This window comes from Sporosarcina sp. 179-K 3D1 HS (assembly GCF_047228905.1).
Classification (GTDB): domain Bacteria; phylum Bacillota; class Bacilli; order Bacillales_A; family Planococcaceae; genus Sporosarcina.
On sequence record NZ_JBFEGI010000001.1, the window covers coordinates 307944 to 326429 of the forward strand.

The 18486-nt window shown below is 43.9% G+C and carries 15 protein-coding genes; 3 read left to right on the forward strand and 12 right to left on the reverse strand.

Going from position 1 to position 18486, the window contains the following annotated elements; genetic code table 11:
• Positions 1 to 10: 10 nt before the first annotated feature.
• The 6 genes from AB1K83_RS01555 to AB1K83_RS01580 are packed head-to-tail and all read right to left on the reverse strand — an operon-like array spanning position 11 to position 5429.
• Complete coding sequence (locus AB1K83_RS01555) at positions 11 to 433, reverse strand: Zn-ribbon domain-containing OB-fold protein (RefSeq protein ID WP_413056387.1); 423 nt, start codon at positions 431 to 433, stop codon at positions 11 to 13.
• Between the two features lie 5 nt (positions 434 to 438).
• Positions 439 to 1608, reverse strand: coding sequence for a thiolase C-terminal domain-containing protein (locus tag AB1K83_RS01560; protein WP_413056388.1), 1170 nt, complete (start codon positions 1606 to 1608; stop codon positions 439 to 441).
• A 5-nt stretch (positions 1609 to 1613) separates the two neighbouring features.
• The gene (locus AB1K83_RS01565; RefSeq protein WP_413056389.1) at positions 1614 to 2057 is read right to left on the reverse strand and encodes a hypothetical protein; all 444 of its coding nucleotides are present in this window, start codon (positions 2055 to 2057) and stop codon (positions 1614 to 1616) included.
• A 2-nt stretch (positions 2058 to 2059) separates the two neighbouring features.
• A complete protein-coding gene (locus tag AB1K83_RS01570; protein WP_413056390.1) occupies positions 2060 to 2581 on the reverse strand; it encodes a MaoC family dehydratase N-terminal domain-containing protein in 522 nt (173 codons plus the stop codon).
• 51 nt (positions 2582 to 2632) lie between these two features.
• Positions 2633 to 3802, reverse strand: a complete 1170-nt coding sequence (locus AB1K83_RS01575; protein ID WP_413056391.1) for an acyl-CoA dehydrogenase family protein — start codon at positions 3800 to 3802, stop codon at positions 2633 to 2635.
• 52 nt (positions 3803 to 3854) lie between these two features.
• Positions 3855 to 5429 carry a class I adenylate-forming enzyme family protein gene (locus AB1K83_RS01580; RefSeq protein ID WP_413056392.1) on the reverse strand — a complete coding sequence of 525 codons (1575 nt, stop codon included), beginning with the start codon at positions 5427 to 5429 and terminating at the stop codon, positions 3855 to 3857.
• A 322-nt stretch (positions 5430 to 5751) separates the two neighbouring features.
• Between AB1K83_RS01580 and AB1K83_RS01585 the strand changes: the two genes are divergently transcribed.
• Together AB1K83_RS01585 and AB1K83_RS01590 are read left to right on the forward strand one after the other, a co-directional pair.
• Positions 5752 to 6369, forward strand: coding sequence for a TetR/AcrR family transcriptional regulator (locus AB1K83_RS01585; protein WP_413056393.1), 618 nt, complete (start codon positions 5752 to 5754; stop codon positions 6367 to 6369).
• A gap of 311 nt (positions 6370 to 6680) precedes the next feature.
• Positions 6681 to 8297: an MFS transporter gene (locus AB1K83_RS01590; protein ID WP_413056394.1), complete on the forward strand. Its 1617-nt coding sequence runs from the start codon at positions 6681 to 6683 to the stop codon at positions 8295 to 8297.
• A 133-nt stretch (positions 8298 to 8430) separates the two neighbouring features.
• On the opposite strand, the gene AB1K83_RS01595 is transcribed toward AB1K83_RS01590, so the two are convergent.
• Both AB1K83_RS01595 and AB1K83_RS01600 read right to left on the reverse strand, forming a co-directional pair.
• Positions 8431 to 10461 carry a flagellar assembly protein A gene (locus tag AB1K83_RS01595; RefSeq protein ID WP_413056395.1) on the reverse strand — a complete coding sequence of 677 codons (2031 nt, stop codon included), beginning with the start codon at positions 10459 to 10461 and terminating at the stop codon, positions 8431 to 8433.
• 149 nt (positions 10462 to 10610) lie between these two features.
• Positions 10611 to 13016, reverse strand: a complete 2406-nt coding sequence (locus tag AB1K83_RS01600) for a penicillin acylase family protein (RefSeq protein ID WP_413056396.1) — start codon at positions 13014 to 13016, stop codon at positions 10611 to 10613.
• A gap of 521 nt (positions 13017 to 13537) precedes the next feature.
• Here AB1K83_RS01600 and AB1K83_RS01605 point away from each other — a divergent pair.
• The gene (locus AB1K83_RS01605; protein WP_413056397.1) at positions 13538 to 14461 is read left to right on the forward strand and encodes a LysR family transcriptional regulator; all 924 of its coding nucleotides are present in this window, start codon (positions 13538 to 13540) and stop codon (positions 14459 to 14461) included.
• A gap of 90 nt (positions 14462 to 14551) precedes the next feature.
• Here AB1K83_RS01605 and AB1K83_RS01610 read toward each other — a convergent pair whose 3' ends face one another.
• The 4 genes from AB1K83_RS01610 to AB1K83_RS01625 are packed head-to-tail and all read right to left on the reverse strand — an operon-like array spanning position 14552 to position 18435.
• Positions 14552 to 15445 carry an ABC transporter permease gene (locus AB1K83_RS01610; protein WP_413056398.1) on the reverse strand — a complete coding sequence of 298 codons (894 nt, stop codon included), beginning with the start codon at positions 15443 to 15445 and terminating at the stop codon, positions 14552 to 14554.
• Between the two features lie 15 nt (positions 15446 to 15460).
• Complete coding sequence (locus AB1K83_RS01615; RefSeq protein ID WP_413056399.1) at positions 15461 to 16465, reverse strand: ABC transporter permease; 1005 nt, start codon at positions 16463 to 16465, stop codon at positions 15461 to 15463.
• A 16-nt stretch (positions 16466 to 16481) separates the two neighbouring features.
• On the reverse strand, positions 16482 to 17462 hold the full coding sequence (locus AB1K83_RS01620) for an ABC transporter ATP-binding protein (protein ID WP_413056400.1): 981 nt from the start codon (positions 17460 to 17462) through the stop codon (positions 16482 to 16484).
• Positions 17443 to 18435: an ABC transporter ATP-binding protein gene (locus AB1K83_RS01625; protein ID WP_413056401.1), complete on the reverse strand. Its 993-nt coding sequence runs from the start codon at positions 18433 to 18435 to the stop codon at positions 17443 to 17445. Before AB1K83_RS01625 ends, AB1K83_RS01620 begins: the two co-directional genes overlap by 20 nt.
• Positions 18436 to 18486: the final 51 nt, after the last annotated feature.

An 18486-nucleotide genomic window follows, 5' to 3' on the forward strand; every position in this document is an offset into this window, starting at 1 on the left:
ACCTCTTTCCTCATGTGGTTTGGCGTTTGAACTTGACTAGGGAGATATCCTCGAATGTCTGCTCGACAACATGTTCCACCGGCATCCCGATATATACTTCCTCCGGCTTGCAATCGACCATATTGGAGACGATCCGGACACCCTCTTCCAATTCAACAAGGATCACTTCATATGGAACTTCGAATCCAGGGTGTACGGAGCGGTGATACACTACATAGCTATGAACCTCGCCCTTTCCTTCCGATGGCACCCACTCCATATTGAAACTGCGGCATTTATGGCAAGTCACTCGCGGCGGATGGGAATAGGTCTCGCAATCCGCACATCTTTGCAAATGAAGTTGTTTTTTCTCCTGCAACAACTCCCAGAACTTCACTGTATCTTGATTCATCATCGGTTTTGGTGTCTGAACCTCGACTTTGTTTTGGACCATTCCAATTACCCCCTTCTTAAAATGAGACCGCTGGATGGGACGCCTAGCCCCCCAGTGACCAACGAATATTCAACGTCATCGATTTGTGTCGTGGATGTGCCGCGGACTTGCCGGACCCCTTCCGCAATCAAGTTCATCCCATGGATATAGCCTTCCGACATGAGTCCGCCTGATGTATTGATCGGCAACTCGCCATCCCGTCTAATCCGATGCCCGCCTTCGATATAATCGACTCCTTCGCCTCTACCGACAAAGCCGAGCGCTTCCAATTGCAAAGGTACCAACGGACTGAAAGCATCATAGAATTGGGCCACATTAATATCTTTTGGTGTGATGCGTGCCATTTCAAAGAGCTTTTTGCCGTATTCTTCGACTTCCGGCAGTGTGGCAATGTCTTCCCTCGTATAAGAAGTCATCACTTCCCCATTCGTGGACATGCCTTGAGCCACCCCCGAGATGTATGCAGGTTTTTGCTTCAAATGTCTGGCGCGATCGGCGGTAGTCACAATGATGGCCACCGCCCCATCAGTGCTCAGGCAGCAATCATGCCTGCGCAATGGCGCGACATTGATAGGCGAATTGTTGTACTCCTCCAATGACAATGTCCGATTATGGAATATGGCATTCGGATTCCGGTTGGCGTTCTCCCGGTTCACGAGAGACACTGGAGCGAACTGGCCATCTTTCACGCCGTATTTATGGATGTAGCGCTGGGCGAACATGGCCACCCAGGCGACCGGCGTTAGCAGTCCATATGGATGGTACATGCCCATGTACGTATCCCCCGCAACCCGTGTCGGTTCGAAGTCCCCGTAAGTGACCGGGCCAGAAGCATCACGGATTGATCGGTAGCAGACCACTGTAGTTGCCAGTCCTGCCTCGATCGCAGCAACCGCCTGTGCGATGGTGCCACAGCTTGCTCCCCCTCCATAAGGCACTTTATTGAAGAAGCTCAAATTCGGGATGCCAAGCGACCGGACCACTTCGATTTGGTCCGCCGTATCCAGTGTATAATTGACCATTCCGTCGATGTCTTCCACTTTGATGCCTGCATCTTCGACTGCATCCAAAATCGCTTCCAATGCCATGCGAAGCTCACTTCGTCCGCAATTCTGACTGAATTCCGTTGCTCCAATTCCGACTATTGCTGTTTTTTCACGCACTGCTGTACCCATTCCGATTACCTCCCCTTAGGCAGTGAGACGATAACGCTACCACTTGCATGATCGCCCTGCTTATTCTTTCCTTTATAGTCGATTTCCACGAGATACTCGCCATTCGCTTCGTATTTTTTGGTCACTGTGCCGCTGATGACAAAGAGGTCACCCGGATAATTGGGGACTGCCAATCTCAATTGGATTTTTTTCAGTTCCCCAGTCGGACCAGTCCAATCGGTGATATACTTGCCAATCAGTCCATTTGTAGTAAGGATGTTCATAAAGATGTCTTCCGCTCCGGCTTTGCGGGCAGCATGGTAATCATGATGGACTGTGGCATAGTCATGTGTTGCGGAAATGGCGCCGCCCGCAACGAGAGCAGCGGTGACTTCCCGTTCATAAACCGGCAGTTCGTAACCCACATCGATGTCATCCCAAGTGATGGCAGCTTCTTTCGTTGTCAGCATATTCAAGCCCCCTCCTTCGAAATCGCATTGTAAGCTAAAATCGTAAAGCTCTGTTTGCATACGAGTTCATCGCGTTGATTGGTGAATTTGTACAGGAATGTAACGAAATATCCTGGTCCGCGGACAGTCTGTTTCTCAGGGGAGATGTAGTCGACGGAAATGGTATAGCTAATCCGGTCGCCCAGTCTCATCGGCTCGAAATATTCCTGCACTTGCTCGGTTGCAACGATGGATGTATAGCTGTTGTTGTCTAGCAATTCGACGAGTTTTTCCATCGGATTCTTTTTTCGTGCGGGTTCAGGCCAAAGCGGACTCATCGTATAGACTTGCACTTGCATCGGCGGTGCGATGACCCCTCCGTATTTGCTCGAAGCGGCATATGCCTCATCCACATATAACGGATTGCTTTCCTGCATCACCTCACACCAGTGCCGGATCATCTGTTCACAGACCGCGTCGGGACCTTCTGTCTTTTCGGATTCGATTTTAAGATGCTTTTTAATCAACTCTTCAGCGATTGCCATTGATTCGCTCCTCCTTTGTGAAATGAATTCCTTCCTGCAACGTTGCCAACCTCATGAACTCTTGGCCAGTTCTAGTCCGAACCGTGCGACGAGGTCGCGCATAACATCATTTGCTCCGCCTCCGAATAGAAGGATGAGCGCTGCCTGTGCGAAGGATTCCACTCTGCCTTTCAGTACGGCATGTTTGGAATCTGCACTTAATTGGCCGAACAGCTTCATGACCTGCATGCAGATGTCATATGTTTTCGAATTCAGTTCCGATGAAAGGACTTTGTTCATGGATGGACGGAAAGGTGCCGTCTTTTCATTTTCATGGGCCCAAGCCGCACGGTAATTGAGAAGTCTTAGCACTTCGAGATCGACTGTTAATTCCGCCAGGCTCGTGTGGACCCATTCATCGTCAATAATGCGTTTGCCATCGATGACCGTTTCATTGGCCCATTCAATGATGTCCTCCACAACCCGTTCCATTTCGGAATACGTGGAGAGCATGAGACGCTCCAAGGATAACTGGGATGTCAAGTAATGCCAGCCTTTATTCTCCTCTCCGACGATTGCGTCCAATGGAACACGGACATTATCGTAAAACGTCACGTTCGATACACCTTTCCCCATCAAGTCCATCGGGGTGCAGCTGTAGCCTTCAACATTGGTCGGCACGAGGAAGATTGAGATCCCTTTATGTTTCGGGGCGCTCGGATCAGTCCGTGCCGCCAGCCAAATATAGTCAGCGACGTGCGCATTTGTCGTGAACACTTTCTGGCCATTGATGACATAGGAATCCCCGTCCCGAATTGCCGTGGTCTGGAGGGAGGCAAGGTCCGTGCCGGCATTCGGCTCGGAATATCCAATGGCGATTTCCACTTCGCCCCTCAAAATTTTCGGTAAGAAGTATTCTTTCTGCTGCTCGGAACCTAACTTCATTAGCGTAGGTCCGACGGTTTCCAATGTGATAAATGGGATGTTCACACCGGAACGGCTGATTTCTTCCAAGAAGATATATTGCTCTAACGGAGTTTTTCCTTGCCCTCCGTATTCAACCGGCCAACCAACACCGAGCCAACCATCCTCGCCCATTTTCCGGATGTATTCATTCCAGAGCGGGCCACCCTGCGTTGTCGTTTTCACTTCTTCAAGCAACTCATCTGTAATATGGGTCTCCAAATATGTTCGGATTTCCTGCTTTAATTGCTGCTGTTCTTCTGTCAAATCAAAGCGCATACTTTTCACCTCTCCAATTTTTTTAATTCGTCTTCCTCTTCCGAGAAAGCGTTTACACAGTAGTCTCATTGACCGGAGTGTAACGTTCCCGAAGTTCTCGCTTCAGGATTTTGCCGGTGGATGTTCTAGGAAGCGTATCCGCAAAGAGGATATTCGCCGGCACTTTGAAACTTGCCAATCGTTCCCGGCAAAATGCGTTCAGTTCTTCGCTTGCCGGTGGTGAATCGGGATTGTCCACGACGACAACCGCCATGATTTCTTCCCCCCACTCCAAGCTTGGAACTCCAATGACTGCGACATCGGACACGTTCGGGTGTTGAAGGAAGACATCCTCGATTTCCGCAGGTGAAATATTCTCCCCACCCCGTATAATCATGTCCGAACTGCGTCCTCCGAGGAATAAGTAGCCTTCCTCATCCAACCAACCGACATCTTCTGTATTAACCCAGCCATCAACCAACGTCTCTTTCGAAGCTTCCGGCCGGTTCCAATATCCTTTCATCGCTCTCTCGGTACGTACGTAGACATTGCCGACTACATTCGGCCCAACGAGTTGGTTGTTGTCATCCAACACGATGATTTCCACTCCTGGAAGCGGTTTCCCAACAGAAGAGAGCCGTTGAATTTTCTTTTCTCGCTCCTCCCGATTACCTGTCAATTTGTGATCATCAGGGCCAAGGACTGAAACAGTGGAGGTCGTTTCCGTCATTCCAAACGCATTGGCGAACCCGGTTGTTTCCGGGAACTTCTCGATAGCCTTCAAAATGACTGGCAATGGCATGGGGGCCGCCCCGTACGACAAACTTTCCAAGCTACTTAAATCGGTTTGATCGAAGCGTGGGTGGTCCATCACTTGCTTCAGCATGGTCGGAACAAGAAACGCATGGTTCGCTTTTTCATGTTCAACGGCATGAAGCCATTTTTCCGCATCGAACTGAGATAACAAAATTAGACGGCGACCTGTATAAATGGCGTTGCAAACACTTGTTGTTCCCGCAACATGGTAAATCGGGATGCAGACAACCGAAGAACCTCGATCGGTACCGTCCGCCACTTCGGAATGATTCATTACATATGTGGTGAGCTGACCGTACGTCAACATGACCCCTTTCGGTCTGCTTGTCGTTCCGCTCGTATACAGAATGACGGCCAAATCCGCCGACTCTACATCCGCGAATCCCTCGTAGGGCTGTTGAGATTGCTTAAATTGTTCGTAGTTCCGAAAATTCTGATCAGCTTCCCCGCCGATAGTCACTGCAGTCTTCATACCGCTTGCCGATAACATTGGCGTGATCAGTTCCCGATAACGATCTTCGAGGAATAGCAATTTGACTCCGGCATCCTCGATCATATAGCTCAACTCTTCTTGCTTGGCCCGGTAATTGATCGGAACAACTGTCGCACCGAGCTGGAATGTTGCAAAAAACACTTCAATCACTGCCGGATGATTGGTAGCGACCAAGCCAATCCGATCCCCTTGCCTAACACCGGCTTCATGGAGTGCGGCAGCTAGCCGACTCGTATTATCTACCAACTGGGCATATGTCTGGCGTTCTTCCCCAAACGTGATGACTTCTTGATCAGGCACAATGCTTGCCGCTATTTCCAATAGCAGATACGCATTCATTTTTCAAAACCTCCTCGGAATATCCAGTTCGGCTAGATTCCATCTTTTCTTAAAGGGAACCCCTTTTCACTAAGCGTAGTAATTTGCCAATGTACTGGCTTTCTTAAACACTCCTCCTTTGTTCAAATTTTCTAAATAAACTCTTGCATTGCATTTATAGTAATATATAATTGCATATATGGCAATACTGAATTGCGGAAATCTTTCGAATCAAATTTTGACAAGCTATTCATAAGTAGCAGTAGATCAGGAGATTACTGGATTTTTGATGACTTATGTAAAGGGAAAATTTTTCATTACACATCTAATTGGAGGGATTAATATGGGGAACAAGAAAGTGGATCGCCGGATTGTCCGGACGAGAAAAGTCTTGAAAGATGCTTTCATTTCATTGATCCAAGAAAAAGAAGTGGAAGCCATTTCCGTCACCGATATCGTAAACCGTTCAGAAGTCAATCGCTCTACGTTTTACGCTCATTTTCAGGATAAAGAAGATTTGATCAACTGTTTAATAGATGAACTTATCATGGAACTAATCGACTCGTTCGAAATCTCTCATCTATCATTGATAAAACCGGAGAAAGACTTTCCAATACAAGCCATCGAAGAAATGTTTGCTTTTGTCTTTGAAAACGCCGATTACTTCAAAAGTTTGCTCTATACGACAAAGGTTCCGCAATTCACACCGGAATTATATGCGAATTTATATAAATATGCCGTCGCTAAAATAAATGAACTACAAGAAGCGGATTACGAGCTGGGAATTCATGTCGGTTTCTATGCAAATTATTTAGCATCCACCTTTATCAGCTTCGTACATTACTGGCTGTTCGACAAAGAACAAAAATATACGCCTACCTATATAGCGAATGAATATATTAAGGTTCTTATCTCAAATCCATTGGCTTCGTATGTTAGGCAACGAACTATGGCCAAGTGACACAATTTCCCGTTACACCATAATTTTTCCGACATTCCAACAGATGCTTGGCTTCTTCTTGGAAGTTATCAAACACTTGAACCCTTTTTGTCGGTTATCCAACAAAAGTCTAGAAATTAGTGATTGTGTTTTCTAGAAGAAGTACCTATAATTCTATCCAATACAAAATTTTCAGAATTCAAAACGTAATTTCAATACAGAGGGAGGCGCAGTTGCAAGTATTAACACTTATTGTTGAAAGCGTTTACACACCAGTATTTTCAAAGTTGTTTTAAGCTGCCTTAGAAGAATAAATTATCGGAGGGATTGCAATGGAAGTTCAAGCGACACAGAAAGTGAAGACGACCAAGCAACAATGGATCCAGTACATGGCTTTGGTATTCAGCGCATTTATCGCAGTCGAGGCAATGGCGTTTCAATCGCCCGCCATTCCTGTCATTTCAAACCATTTCCAAGTTCCATCTCATTTAGCAGCGCTAATTGTATTGTCGTTCTATATCATGTCTGCAACCCTCTATCCGATTTCAGGAAGATTAGCTGATAAGTACGGCCGGAAGAAAGTGTTATTGGTTGGTATGGCCATCTTCGCGGTTTCTGAATTTGCGGCCGCGGTCAGTCCGACGTTTTCTTTTCTCATTGTAGCCAGGATGTTCCAAGGGGTTGGCGTAGCCTGTATTTTCCCTATTGTCATTGCCTTTATCGGAGTCATTTTTCATGAGGAATCGCGAGGGGTGGCTTCGGGGATCTTTAACTCCGTGCAAGCGATAGGGGCGATGCTTGGAGCCGGATTAGCTGGTTTCTTGATCAAAATCTACGGCTGGCCCATCATTTATTGGGTAAGCGGCGGGTTAGCCACGATCGGTTTCTTTACCATTCTGTTCTTCGTCAAGGAATCGAAAGGAGTCGTTTCCGGTAAACTCGATTATATTGGCACTATGTTATTATTCATCATTGCGGGAACAGTGTTATCGGTCTCTACGCTCGTCGGCCAGTTCGGCCTAACTTCACCTTATACATTGGGCACATTAGGTGTCGCAATTCTCGCTCTTGCTATTATGTGGATTCATGGGAACCGGAGTGCACATCCCATTATTGAAATATCTATTTTAAAACAAAAAGTATTTGCTTTAATCGTGCTCATTTATTTGATTTATACAGCTGCCATGCAATTGCTTTTGTATTCAATGAGTTTCTTCCTTGCCTTGCGTCCAGGCGGGGATGTGGCGGAAAGTGGCATGTTCTTCATGTTTAATGCCGGCGCAGCGGCCATCGGAGGGCTCATTATCGGGAAGCTTTCGGATAAAGTGAATAATAAGAAACTATTACTAGTCACCTATTTACTGCCATTGACTGCGGTGCTCCTCCTCTCGAGGATTGATGCGTATACGCAAACTCCATATATTCTAACGCTTGCTGGATTCTTTGGGTTTGGGGCAGCCACTGCCATCCTTATCAAATATGCTTTACAACAAATCCCGCCAATCAAGTACGGTTCAGGGTCCGGCTTACTTGCAGTCATCCGGGATTTCGGGGCGCCTTTAGGCTCTACAACCGGGATTGTGCTATTCTCCCAGTTCAATACAAAGGCGAAAACTTCTTCATTGGTTCAACAAGCAACGGATGCCGGGGTTTCTCCTGGATTGATGGGTGATGTGCAACAAGCTGCAGCGACAAACGGAGCGACAATCAGTGACGCACTAAATGCTGAATTAGTTTCGCTCGGCATCAAGTTTGAGGACCTGTTAGCGACTGCTCTCGGCGAGGGAGCGACTTCCGCCATTCAGAACTTATCCTATACCGTCGCAGGTTTCTTTATAGTCATTCTGATTCTTGTATTCCTCATTCCGCAAAAGCAAAAGGAAAAAGTGCCTTTGGCAGTAGCACCTTTTGAAGAGAAACTGGAAGAAAAACTGGAACCTTCAAACTGACGCGAAATGCTGCTCAAAAAAAGACTATTACAAAAGCCGGTGATGGCTGTGTAATAGTCTTTTTCTTAGATATAAAGCGTCCGTTCACTCTTCTCCTGGAGGGGCGGGAACGTGTAGAATACAACTAGATCCATCAATACAATACTAATTCATCCTCTTCATTCAACCGGGCTACGATCGAATGTCCGTTTTTGGAGAAAACATGCTTTCTCGGACCCACTTGGATTTCAGTTCCGGCGTAGGCAAGCCCGATTTTAATGCGACCGGTCCTACTCGTTTTAACGACTGTTTTCACAGGATTTTCGGAACCTGTTTCCTGTAATGCAATCAAATTCTCCGCGATGATTTCGCCTCCTCTGCATACCCCTTTAATGGTGATATCATGTTTCGCCGTCAAGGTGCTATGATAGACCCCTTTCGAAGTGACTTCGATATTTCCGTTGCTGAATAATGTGCTATTAATGGCATAAGGAAGCACGAGTTTATTTTGAGGAGATGCGTCGGCACCATATATATCAATGAGCGTTTTTGCATCTTCGATCAACAGTCCGAATTCCGCCAAGCCTTCCAGACTTTCCTTTAATGGATTAATGAAGGCATCATAAAGACGGTCTGCTATACCGGTCCACTCATCCGTCAATTGAGCTGCATACTCTTTGACATTTTGGATGAATCGCTTATTCAATTCCTCGAACCGGGAGTATTTCTTTTCCATTAATAAATAAATGAGCCGTTTCAACTCGGACGGACTCATCTCCTCCTCGTCGTTCCCTCTGATGACGACCACTTGATGGATAGCGGTTTTAATTTGTTCCATCTCTGTTACGACAGATTTCAAGTAGCCGACCAACTCACTGATGACCACTTCCTGTTCTCCGACGCTAATGGTCGAAGAAAGCACATTCCCTCGGATGGTCGCAGATTGTACGGCATGGACTGTAGCTTTCGTTACCGCTCCCCCGATATAAATCGCTCCGGTTGCCCCTACAAACATTGATGGCATGACATTTCCGCCAATACGAACATCCCCTTCGAACCGTATATTCCCGCTCTCCATATCTACTTCCCCTGGATGGTTAAATTCATGATGAACATCGATTCTGACTAACTTATCCCGCCAATCCAACGATGGCTTCCCTGAAATGAGCGCAACGATATCTTGGTCGACTTGTTTGACATTTTTTCCGAGCTTCAAATGGATGTCGCGTACCGGCTTGACACGAATCGGTTTACCAAGCAAATTCCGACCTTCCGTTCCCGGTACGGGCAATATATGCGTTGCAATCACTTGCCCTTCCCTGACATTCATGATGGCATTCATTTCACGAAAGTCGACCTTTTCCTCACTGTCCGGGTCAAACTCTTCGTATTGGATATGGACTTCCAAGTCTCCATCCGTTCCTTCGACAGGCAAAGTCCCCTTTGCCACAATAAGCTCATATGGTTTATTCACTTCCGTCACTTTTTTGATGGCCGGGAATAAAAGACCTTGCTGGATGCCCATTTCTTTCAGCACATCGACGATTGCCTGAGGTTTCAGGTTATTGTAATACTCGACCTCTTCCTCGGCTTCGAGATGCAATTGCGGTAGCCAGTCTGTGTCGACCAACGTGCGCCTGACTCGCTTTCCCGGAGTGAACTGTAGGAGGGCGATCATTTCTTGTTCAATTAATTGGATGGAAAATTGCGGAGGAATGAATTCATCGCATAATGTAACGGTGACTTCATCTGTAGGCAAAATGACGGTCCTTTCCCATTTTTGCTCTCCATTTACATGGAACTGGACGGAATTCCCTGGAATAATGACAGGATATTGCGTTCCATCAAATGAAAATTGCAATTCGCCAGCCGTCAGTTTCACACCGGATGAAGTGGATGCCGTTTGTCCAACCTCCTTCGAGACTTTGTTATCAGCCGGGAAATCCGTGAATAATACATCATCCACAATAGCTGCCAATTCTGCGAATGATTCATCTTTTGGCACTTCAGCTTCAATTTCTGTCACCGTCACTTCCGCCATCACTTTCCGAAAACCCATCAACCGACGCCCAGGATTCGAAATCACTTCTACATGAACTTGCTCCAATGGCAATCCGATCAAATCCAGTGCCTGTTGTATAGCTTCTTCCACTGTGTTCGCCTGCACCGTTACCGCCTTTTTCATATAAACCCATCCTCCTGTACCGAATTACCTATTATTTTCATAGTATCATAGAATAGGAATTTTTCGAGAGATTGTCCAGTTTAATTTAAAAAGAGACAATTTCCCCTGAAACACGTAGAGGGGAATTGTCTCCTTTAATTGACAGTCGATTAATTCAACTGAATGGTTGTTGTGTTCACACCAGCTTTTTCAACATCCTTTTTATTGAATAAAAACGGCTTGAACTCCCAGTTAGCAAACATTTCGATCTGATCTTCATAATGTTCGCTAACGGTTCCATCTTTCTTAATAAACCCGATTTGGCCTGGCGGGGTGATATTAAAGCCCACTGGATCACTTGGAACCATTTCGATGTAATGATTTTCACTTCCGCGGTTCATTTCAATGATCGGGGTGGATGACCCTTCACCATGTGGAACCGCAATTAAGGACTGTTCCCCAAACGTCATTGTTTGAATTTCTGTTTTCCAATCCTCAACAGATGAGCCTTTTTCTTTTTCCAACTTCGCTAAAGCTTCATTGACACTATCCATAATGATCTCCTTTGGATCTTCTTCCAGCCATGGATAGTTAGTTTCCTTTTCGCTCAACAGTCGATTGGCCAAGGAGGCTCCATAGCGGTGATTCGTAATTCCATTGGTCATCATGGAAACTTCTTTCAACGATTCGCCAAATAACTTTTCATGCACCGTGCTCCACCATGCGTCAAAGAATGTTGCAATTTCAGCGTCATAATATCCGTCTTTATCTTTGTCCTCTTTTAGGTTGTTCCATTTTTTCAGTTCATTGATCAACATCGCATAATCAGCGTCCATATCTTGATGTTGTTCCAACGTTTCGATTAGTAATGGCTTAAAGTTATGGGTGCGAAGCTGGGCAAAACTTGCGTGATAGTTGATTTCGTTTAAATCTTCCAGCGTCACTTTACCCCGGGCTTCCATGCCATTAATGAATTGCTGAACCCGGTTGTCTTCTCCCCAATAGAAACTGTTTTCTCCATTTCTCCAATTTTTCTCGGGTTTGTTGTTCCAGTTGACGACATACCCATTTTTCGGATTAATAACTTGCGGGTTATTCTCAAATGGGGAGAATCCATTCCAATCATATTCACCCGTTCCCGGCGTAGGCAACCTGATGTCGATCTCTTCATTTCGTATTGGGTATTTCCCGACATGGTAATAGGCGATATCTCCAGTGATCCCTGCATAATACCAATTAAGCGACATTGTATATTTACTTGCGGCTTCTTGGAACTGTTGAAGGTTTTTAGCGAAATTCGCTTCCATGTAAGCTGCCATACTGACCGCCTCAGTTCCACGGAATGACCACGCTTTACTATAGGCGACGTGATTCTCTTCATCAATGCTGATTACCGGACCGTGTACCGTCCGATAAAACTCCTTCTCCACTTCCTTAATGCCATCTTCCGTTTTAACCTTGATTAACTCTGTCCTTTTGTCCATTTCTTTCCACATACCTTTATGTAAATATTGGCGTGGGTCATTCGGATTGAGTTTTTCCTCGAAAATATCTGTAACATTCCCGAATCCAGCTGTAGCAGAAAAAGCAAAATGGTTATTGGCACCAAACATGATGAATGGATAACCGATGAAACCGGATCCCACCATATCATAGCCTGGAGAATGGAGCCCTACCTCATACAAGAAACCCGGTGCCACAAAGCCTACTTGCGGACCGCTCATCAACAAAGCATTGCCTGATTCAGATTTATCCGCTCCTACAATCATCGCATTGCTGCCGACGGAAAGCGGCAAGCCGAGTTCCTCGGATAATCGTACATATTCTTTTCTTTGCGCATTCAATTCTTTGGAAACATCAACAGCTCCCTGTGAAATCGGTTGCAAAGTGTTGGAAACTGAGCTCGTTGTGGACGATCCCTTGTCCATAATGCTCGTAGGAGCCTCCGGGTCATTTGTCCACACTAGATCATCAAACATGGCAAGGGCAGTTTCTTTTCCATATGTCCCTTCGAGTCCTGCCAGAATTTCTGCATTGGTCAACTCTTGATGATTATCCATAAAGAAAGTCATAGAGGACATGTACAAACGGACAATGTCAATCGAAGTCCATTCGCGAGGAACTACCTGATGATCATGGAACTCCTTTGATAGTTTTTCATCCGGGTTTTGAAGCGCTTCCTTCACATATCTTGAAATACCATCAGCGAACTTCTCGATTAACACACGGTACTGGGGATCCAGACCTGCAAGCATTTCTTTGATTTCTTTATCGGAATACCCATCCCGTCGTGTTTGTTCATCTTTGGATAAATACTCTTCTCCAAACACTTCTGAGACGGTTCCTTCATTGCCACGCCGAAACATTTCCAATTGGAAAAGCTGATCTTTCGCCATCACGTACCCATAGGCTTCATATAAATCCTCTTTGTTTTTAGCATATAAATGTGGTACTCCATATGCGTCACGAATGACGGTGACTTCTCCAGCCCGTTCTTTTTCTGATGCCAAAACAAATTGTTGAGGCAAAATTAATACCACCATAATAAGTATTGCTAGCAACCGTTTCTTTTGCATTTACATCCTCCTTTATCGTTTATAACACCTACGAAACGAATTATACGTTTAAGGTTATACTTGGTCAATGAACCTTTTGAATCTTCTGAATTATATTCCGGAAGTTACATGAATTAAGGTTATTTATTTCCAGTAGTTGTGAGATAAGTATTATAAGAAACGAAAAAGGATGAATGATAATAATTCCTTTTATATATGTAAATATTACAAAGGAAATCTAAAACATAATAATCCGTAATATATACTCCAATGAAAAAGCCAATCCTCCCAGTACTCAATCGGGAGGATTGGCTTCCTTCATAATTAATTCAATAACCCTTGTTTCAATTTCCCGTGCCATTCCAGCAAATCACTGTTTAGAACATGCAAACCTTTTACAGCGTCCTACGAAGTAACTTCAAATTTTATTTAACAAACTAAGCCCTGGAAGTTTTCTCGATTTTTGAAAGTTTTACACTTAACACATATATCGAAAGAGTGTTACGATAAACTAAAAAGCATTGACCCGGGGGATAGATGTCATGAGAATCGAACAACTAGAATATATTGTTTCCGTCGCAGAAACACATTCCTTTTCAAAAACTGCTCAGTTATTACATGTCTCACAACCTGCGATCAGCCAATCAATCTTAAAATTGGAGATGGAACTTGGAGTAGACATTTTCGAGCGTACTCCCCAAGGGGTGAGTCCTACCTCTGAAGGAAAAGTATTAATTCAGAATGCCGCTGATGTATTACTCCAGTTAAAACTTTTGAAAGAAAATGCTCAAAAATTCAGATCATCCGATCAAAATGAATTGAAAATTGGGTTAGTAACAGGATTACATTTGCCTTTTCTGCCAACCATTCTGTCGCAGCTGAGAATGGAATTTCCTTATCAACGAATCACATTCAAAGAAATTGCCTCTATTGAAATTGTTGAATCGATAATAAAAAAGGAGTTAGATATCGGCATACTGGCAATTTATGAAAATACATTGAAACACCAAAACATCATAAATTTCCAAAATTTGTACGAAGTTAGTTTTTTCATTTTTGTAAATAAAGACTCTCCATTGGCTTCCTATGATTTCATCACACCTCAACAACTGAAGAATTACACGTTTGTGATGTATAATGGAGAATTCATGAATTGGTTCTTCGATAAATTCAATGACCAATTTGGTCCATTTGAGATACTATTGAGAACGAATAATAATGAAACGATTAGCGAGACTGTAAGAAATGGCTTGGCAATCACTATCGAAACCGAGGCGGAGCTACTAAATAATCGTTATATCAAAACAGGGGAATTAATTCCAATTCCTTTGATTGATCATATTCCTAATAAAAGCTATTTAGGTTTGGCAAAGACAAAGAATAGGGCTCTTTCCACAGAAACTAAAACATTCATAAAATCGTTAGAATCATACATGAAGGAAATGTTTCACTCTAAAACCGTATAAATGGATAGTGGATCCGTAGAAAACCACTAACTTCATTGTCGTAAATAGCAGGTCATCCTCTCAATAAATTAACGTAAAAGAATCATTTTATTATCGCTTCATTTTTGGATCTAAAGCATCCCTCAAACCATCGCCGAACATATTGAACCCAATTACAGTAAGCATGATTGCAAAACCTGGGAATAGCAATGTCCAAGGGGCTACCGTCAGAAATTGCCTGGAGTCTGCAAGCATCTTCCCCCATTCGGGTTCTCCTGGCTGCGCTCCCAATCCAAGAAATCCGAGTGCAGCCGCTTCCAAAATAGCAGTAGCGATCCCCAATGTTCCTTGTACTATAATTGGACTAATTGAGTTTGGTAGAATATGCTGAAATAATATTCGACCGTTAGACATTCCAATCGCTCTAGCCGACATTATATATTCCTCTTCTTTGACACTCAGCACTCGTGAGCGTATTAATCTGCCATAGGTCGGAATATTAATAATCGCAATCGCAATTAACGCATTGAATAAACTGGGTCCCAAAATCGCCACTATGGCAATAGCTAAAAGGATACTTGGAAATGCCAACATGATATCGAAAAAGCGGGAGATAATTGAATCAATCCATTTACCGTAAAATCCAGCAACAAGACCTAACAGACATCCTACGATAATGGACCCGATTACCGAGAAGAAGCCGATCCAAAGCGAGATTCTTGCTCCATATACTATCCTAGTAAAAATATCTCTCCCTTGATCATCGGTCCCGAACCAGTGATCTGCACTTGGCGGTATTAATGTACTTTCGGGATTAAAACCGTCAAATGGCTCTGAAGTAATAACAGGGGCTAGGATTCCAATTACAATAAAGAATAGAACAATAGACAAACCGATCATTGCTGGACGTTGTTTGGTCAGTCTTTTCAATTCATCTAACCAAACTAACTTTTTAGAAGGTTTGAAAACAATATTGTCATTGATTTCTTTTGTTGAAGGTACCATAACCCTCCTCCCCCCTTAGCGGAATTTTATACGTGGATCCAGTCGTGCATACAGTAAATCCACAATCAGATTAATAAACACAAAAATTGTGGAAACTATTAAGATACCTGACTGAATCACAGGGTAGTCTCTCGAGCCGATTGCATCGTATATGTAACGACCTATACCCGGCCACCCAAAGATTGTTTCTGTTAATACAGCACCGCCAAGCAATAATCCGACTAGCATTCCAATGATTGTCAATATAGGAGCAAAAGCATTTCTTAATGAATGTTTATACAAGATTTTCAACTCCGATAAACCTTTGGCTCGGGCAGTACGGACATAGTCGGCATTTAGTACCTCAAGCATACTGGAACGTGTAATCCTTGCTATGATAGCCATCGGTATCGTTCCAAGAGCAATCCCTGGTAAAATCAAATGCTTTAACGCATCCCAAAATCCTGGTAAATTTCCACGGATCAGAGTATCAAGCAATAATAGACCTGTAATCGTGTCAACAGGTTCCCGTGCATTAATTCTCCCAGTCGAAGGTAACCAACGAAGTTTTTCAGCAAAAACCCATTGCTCCATCAGCCCTAGCCAAAAGACAGGCATGGATACCCCGATCAATGCGATTAGCATGGCGGTGTAGTCGAACCACGAAGCTCTTCTCCAAGCAGCTATTATACCCGCATTGATACCTACCACAACCGCAATGAGCATGCTGATTAACATAAGTTCTATCGTGGCGGTCAAATAGGGTAACACTTCTTCTCCAATTGGTTTTTTGGTCCGCAATGAAGTCCCAAGATCTCCTGTTACAACATCTTTCATATAAGATATATATTGAGAGACAACCGGTTTATCCAACCCCATTTCAGCCTTCAAATCTGCAACTGCTTCCGGAGTGGCTTGATCCCCCAGAATCACTGTCGCTGGATCACCTGGTATCGCATGAATAATTGAAAAAACCACAATCGACATTCCGATCAGAACGGGAATTAACTGGAGTAAACGACGTGTTAAAAAAGATTTCATGCTATAGCCACCTCCTTTAATCTACTTGGTCATTATATAGATGACAGGCGACATAATGTTCGTCCCCGACTTTGCGTAACTCGGGTATTGCCGATTTACATATTGACATGGCTGCAAAGCATCTCGGATGAAATGCACAACCGCTTGGAGGGTTTGCCGGACTAGGCATATCCCCTTTTAAGACAATCCTTTCTCGACGATTCTTCGAATTAACGGTCGGCGATGCCGATAACAAAGCTTGTGTATAAGGATGAAGCGGTTTAGCATACAAATTCTCTTTTGTTCCTTGTTCAATAATTTTGCCTAAATACATTACACCGATTCTATCGCTAATATGCTTCACAACACTCAAATCATGTGAGATAAATAGATAGGTTAGTCCAAATTCCCTTTGTAATTTTCGTAGCAAATTCAAAACTTGAGACTGAATAGATACATCTAAGGCAGAGACCGCTTCATCAGCTATAATCAACTTCGGATTTAAGGCGAGGGCCCGCGCAATACCAATTCGTTGACGCTGTCCTCCAGAAAATTCATGTGGATATCGAGAGGCATGATAGGAATGTAAGCCTACAATTTCTAATAGTTCATGGACTCTTTTCTTCCGATCACTTGCACTCATTTTACTATTAATAATTAGCGGCTCTTCTATCAAATAACCAACTGTTTTCCTAGGATTAAGTGAGGCATAAGGATCTTGGAAAACTAACTGCATCTCCTTATAGACGTCTCTCATTTCTGAACGATTAGCCTTGGAAATGTCTTTTCCTTGAAAAATCACTTCTCCATCCGAAGCCTCGATTAAGCGTAATATTGCTTTTCCAGTAGTGGATTTACCACAGCCTGATTCTCCTACTAATCCGAAAGTCTCTGTTTCATAAATTGAAAAGTTTACGCCGTCAAGAGCTTTTACATAACGTTGCTCCTTTTTTAGAAAGCCTTTGTCTATAGGATAGTGGACCTTTAAGTCCTTCACTTCAAGTAACAACGACTTCATGTTTAACCTCCTTTGCAATAAAGCATCGTGTTTTTTGACCACTCCCAATTTCCTCCAATTCCGGTTCTTCTGTTGTACAACGATCGAACGCGTATTGGCATCTGGGGGCAAATTTACAGCCTGCCGGCATTTCAGATGGGATGGGGACATTTCCTTTTATCGTGTTAAGCCACTCCACTTCATTTTCAATAGAAGGCATAGAATCGATTAACCCTTTTGTATATGGGTGTGAGGGAGACTCAAATATCGTCCTGACATCTGCCTCTTCTATAACCCGCCCCGCATACATGACAATTACGCGATCACATACTTCTGAAACAACAGCAAGATCATGCGTTATCATGAGAATTGAAGTATTACTTTCTTGTTTCAATTTTTGAATTAACTCAAGGATCTGGGCTTGAATGGTAACATCCAATGCGGTGGTAGGCTCGTCTGCGATTATTAACTTTGGATCGCATGCAAGGGCCATGGCAATCATGACGCGTTGACGCATCCCCCCTGATAGCTTATGAGGAAATTCATCAACCATACGTTCCGCATTTGGAATCCCCACTTGTTTCAGGAGCTCGATACTTCGTTTTCTCGCTTCCTTCCGATCCACTTTCTTATGCAGTTTAATCGCTTCTCCAATTTGATTTCCGATAGTGTAGCTAGGGTTCAAGCTTGTCATAGGTTCTTGGAAAATCATTGCGATGTCATTACCTCTTATTTTCCGCATCTCTTTTTCTTTTATTTGTACCAGGTCGGTATTCCCAAATGTAATGCTGCCATCAACGATACTTCCTGTCTTGTACGGCAGTAAATTCATAATGGAAAGAGCAGTTACGCTCTTTCCTGAACCAGATTCACCCACAATTCCAATCGTTTCACCTTCATGCACTGCAAATGTCACGCCATCCACGGAACGCACGACACCATTATCGGTAAAGAAGTGCGTTTTAAGATCTTGAACGGTAAGCAACGGCTTCATCTTACTGTCCCCCTATTCCTAGTTCTCAAGATAGACTTCGGCTAAGTTTTC

Bases quoted from the DNA above. Each gene is read 5' to 3' on its own strand.
- AB1K83_RS01555 (WP_413056387.1), bottom strand. From the start codon at position 433: ATGGTCCAAAACAAAGTCGAGGTTCAGACACCAAAACCGATGATGAAT.
- AB1K83_RS01560 (WP_413056388.1), bottom strand. From the start codon at position 1,608: ATGGGTACAGCAGTGCGTGAAAAAACAGCAATAGTCGGAATTGGAGCA.
- AB1K83_RS01565 (WP_413056389.1), bottom strand. From the start codon at position 2,057: ATGCTGACAACGAAAGAAGCTGCCATCACTTGGGATGACATCGATGTG.
- AB1K83_RS01570 (WP_413056390.1), bottom strand. From the start codon at position 2,581: ATGGCAATCGCTGAAGAGTTGATTAAAAAGCATCTTAAAATCGAATCC.
- AB1K83_RS01575 (WP_413056391.1), bottom strand. From the start codon at position 3,802: ATGCGCTTTGATTTGACAGAAGAACAGCAGCAATTAAAGCAGGAAATC.
- AB1K83_RS01580 (WP_413056392.1), bottom strand. From the start codon at position 5,429: ATGAATGCGTATCTGCTATTGGAAATAGCGGCAAGCATTGTGCCTGAT.
- AB1K83_RS01585 (WP_413056393.1), top strand. From the start codon at position 5,752: ATGGGGAACAAGAAAGTGGATCGCCGGATTGTCCGGACGAGAAAAGTC.
- AB1K83_RS01590 (WP_413056394.1), top strand. From the start codon at position 6,681: ATGGAAGTTCAAGCGACACAGAAAGTGAAGACGACCAAGCAACAATGG.
- AB1K83_RS01595 (WP_413056395.1), bottom strand. From the start codon at position 10,461: ATGAAAAAGGCGGTAACGGTGCAGGCGAACACAGTGGAAGAAGCTATA.
- AB1K83_RS01600 (WP_413056396.1), bottom strand. From the start codon at position 13,016: ATGCAAAAGAAACGGTTGCTAGCAATACTTATTATGGTGGTATTAATT.
- AB1K83_RS01605 (WP_413056397.1), top strand. From the start codon at position 13,538: ATGAGAATCGAACAACTAGAATATATTGTTTCCGTCGCAGAAACACAT.
- AB1K83_RS01610 (WP_413056398.1), bottom strand. From the start codon at position 15,445: ATGGTACCTTCAACAAAAGAAATCAATGACAATATTGTTTTCAAACCT.
- AB1K83_RS01615 (WP_413056399.1), bottom strand. From the start codon at position 16,465: ATGAAATCTTTTTTAACACGTCGTTTACTCCAGTTAATTCCCGTTCTG.
- AB1K83_RS01620 (WP_413056400.1), bottom strand. From the start codon at position 17,462: ATGAAGTCGTTGTTACTTGAAGTGAAGGACTTAAAGGTCCACTATCCT.
- AB1K83_RS01625 (WP_413056401.1), bottom strand. From the start codon at position 18,435: ATGAAGCCGTTGCTTACCGTTCAAGATCTTAAAACGCACTTCTTTACC.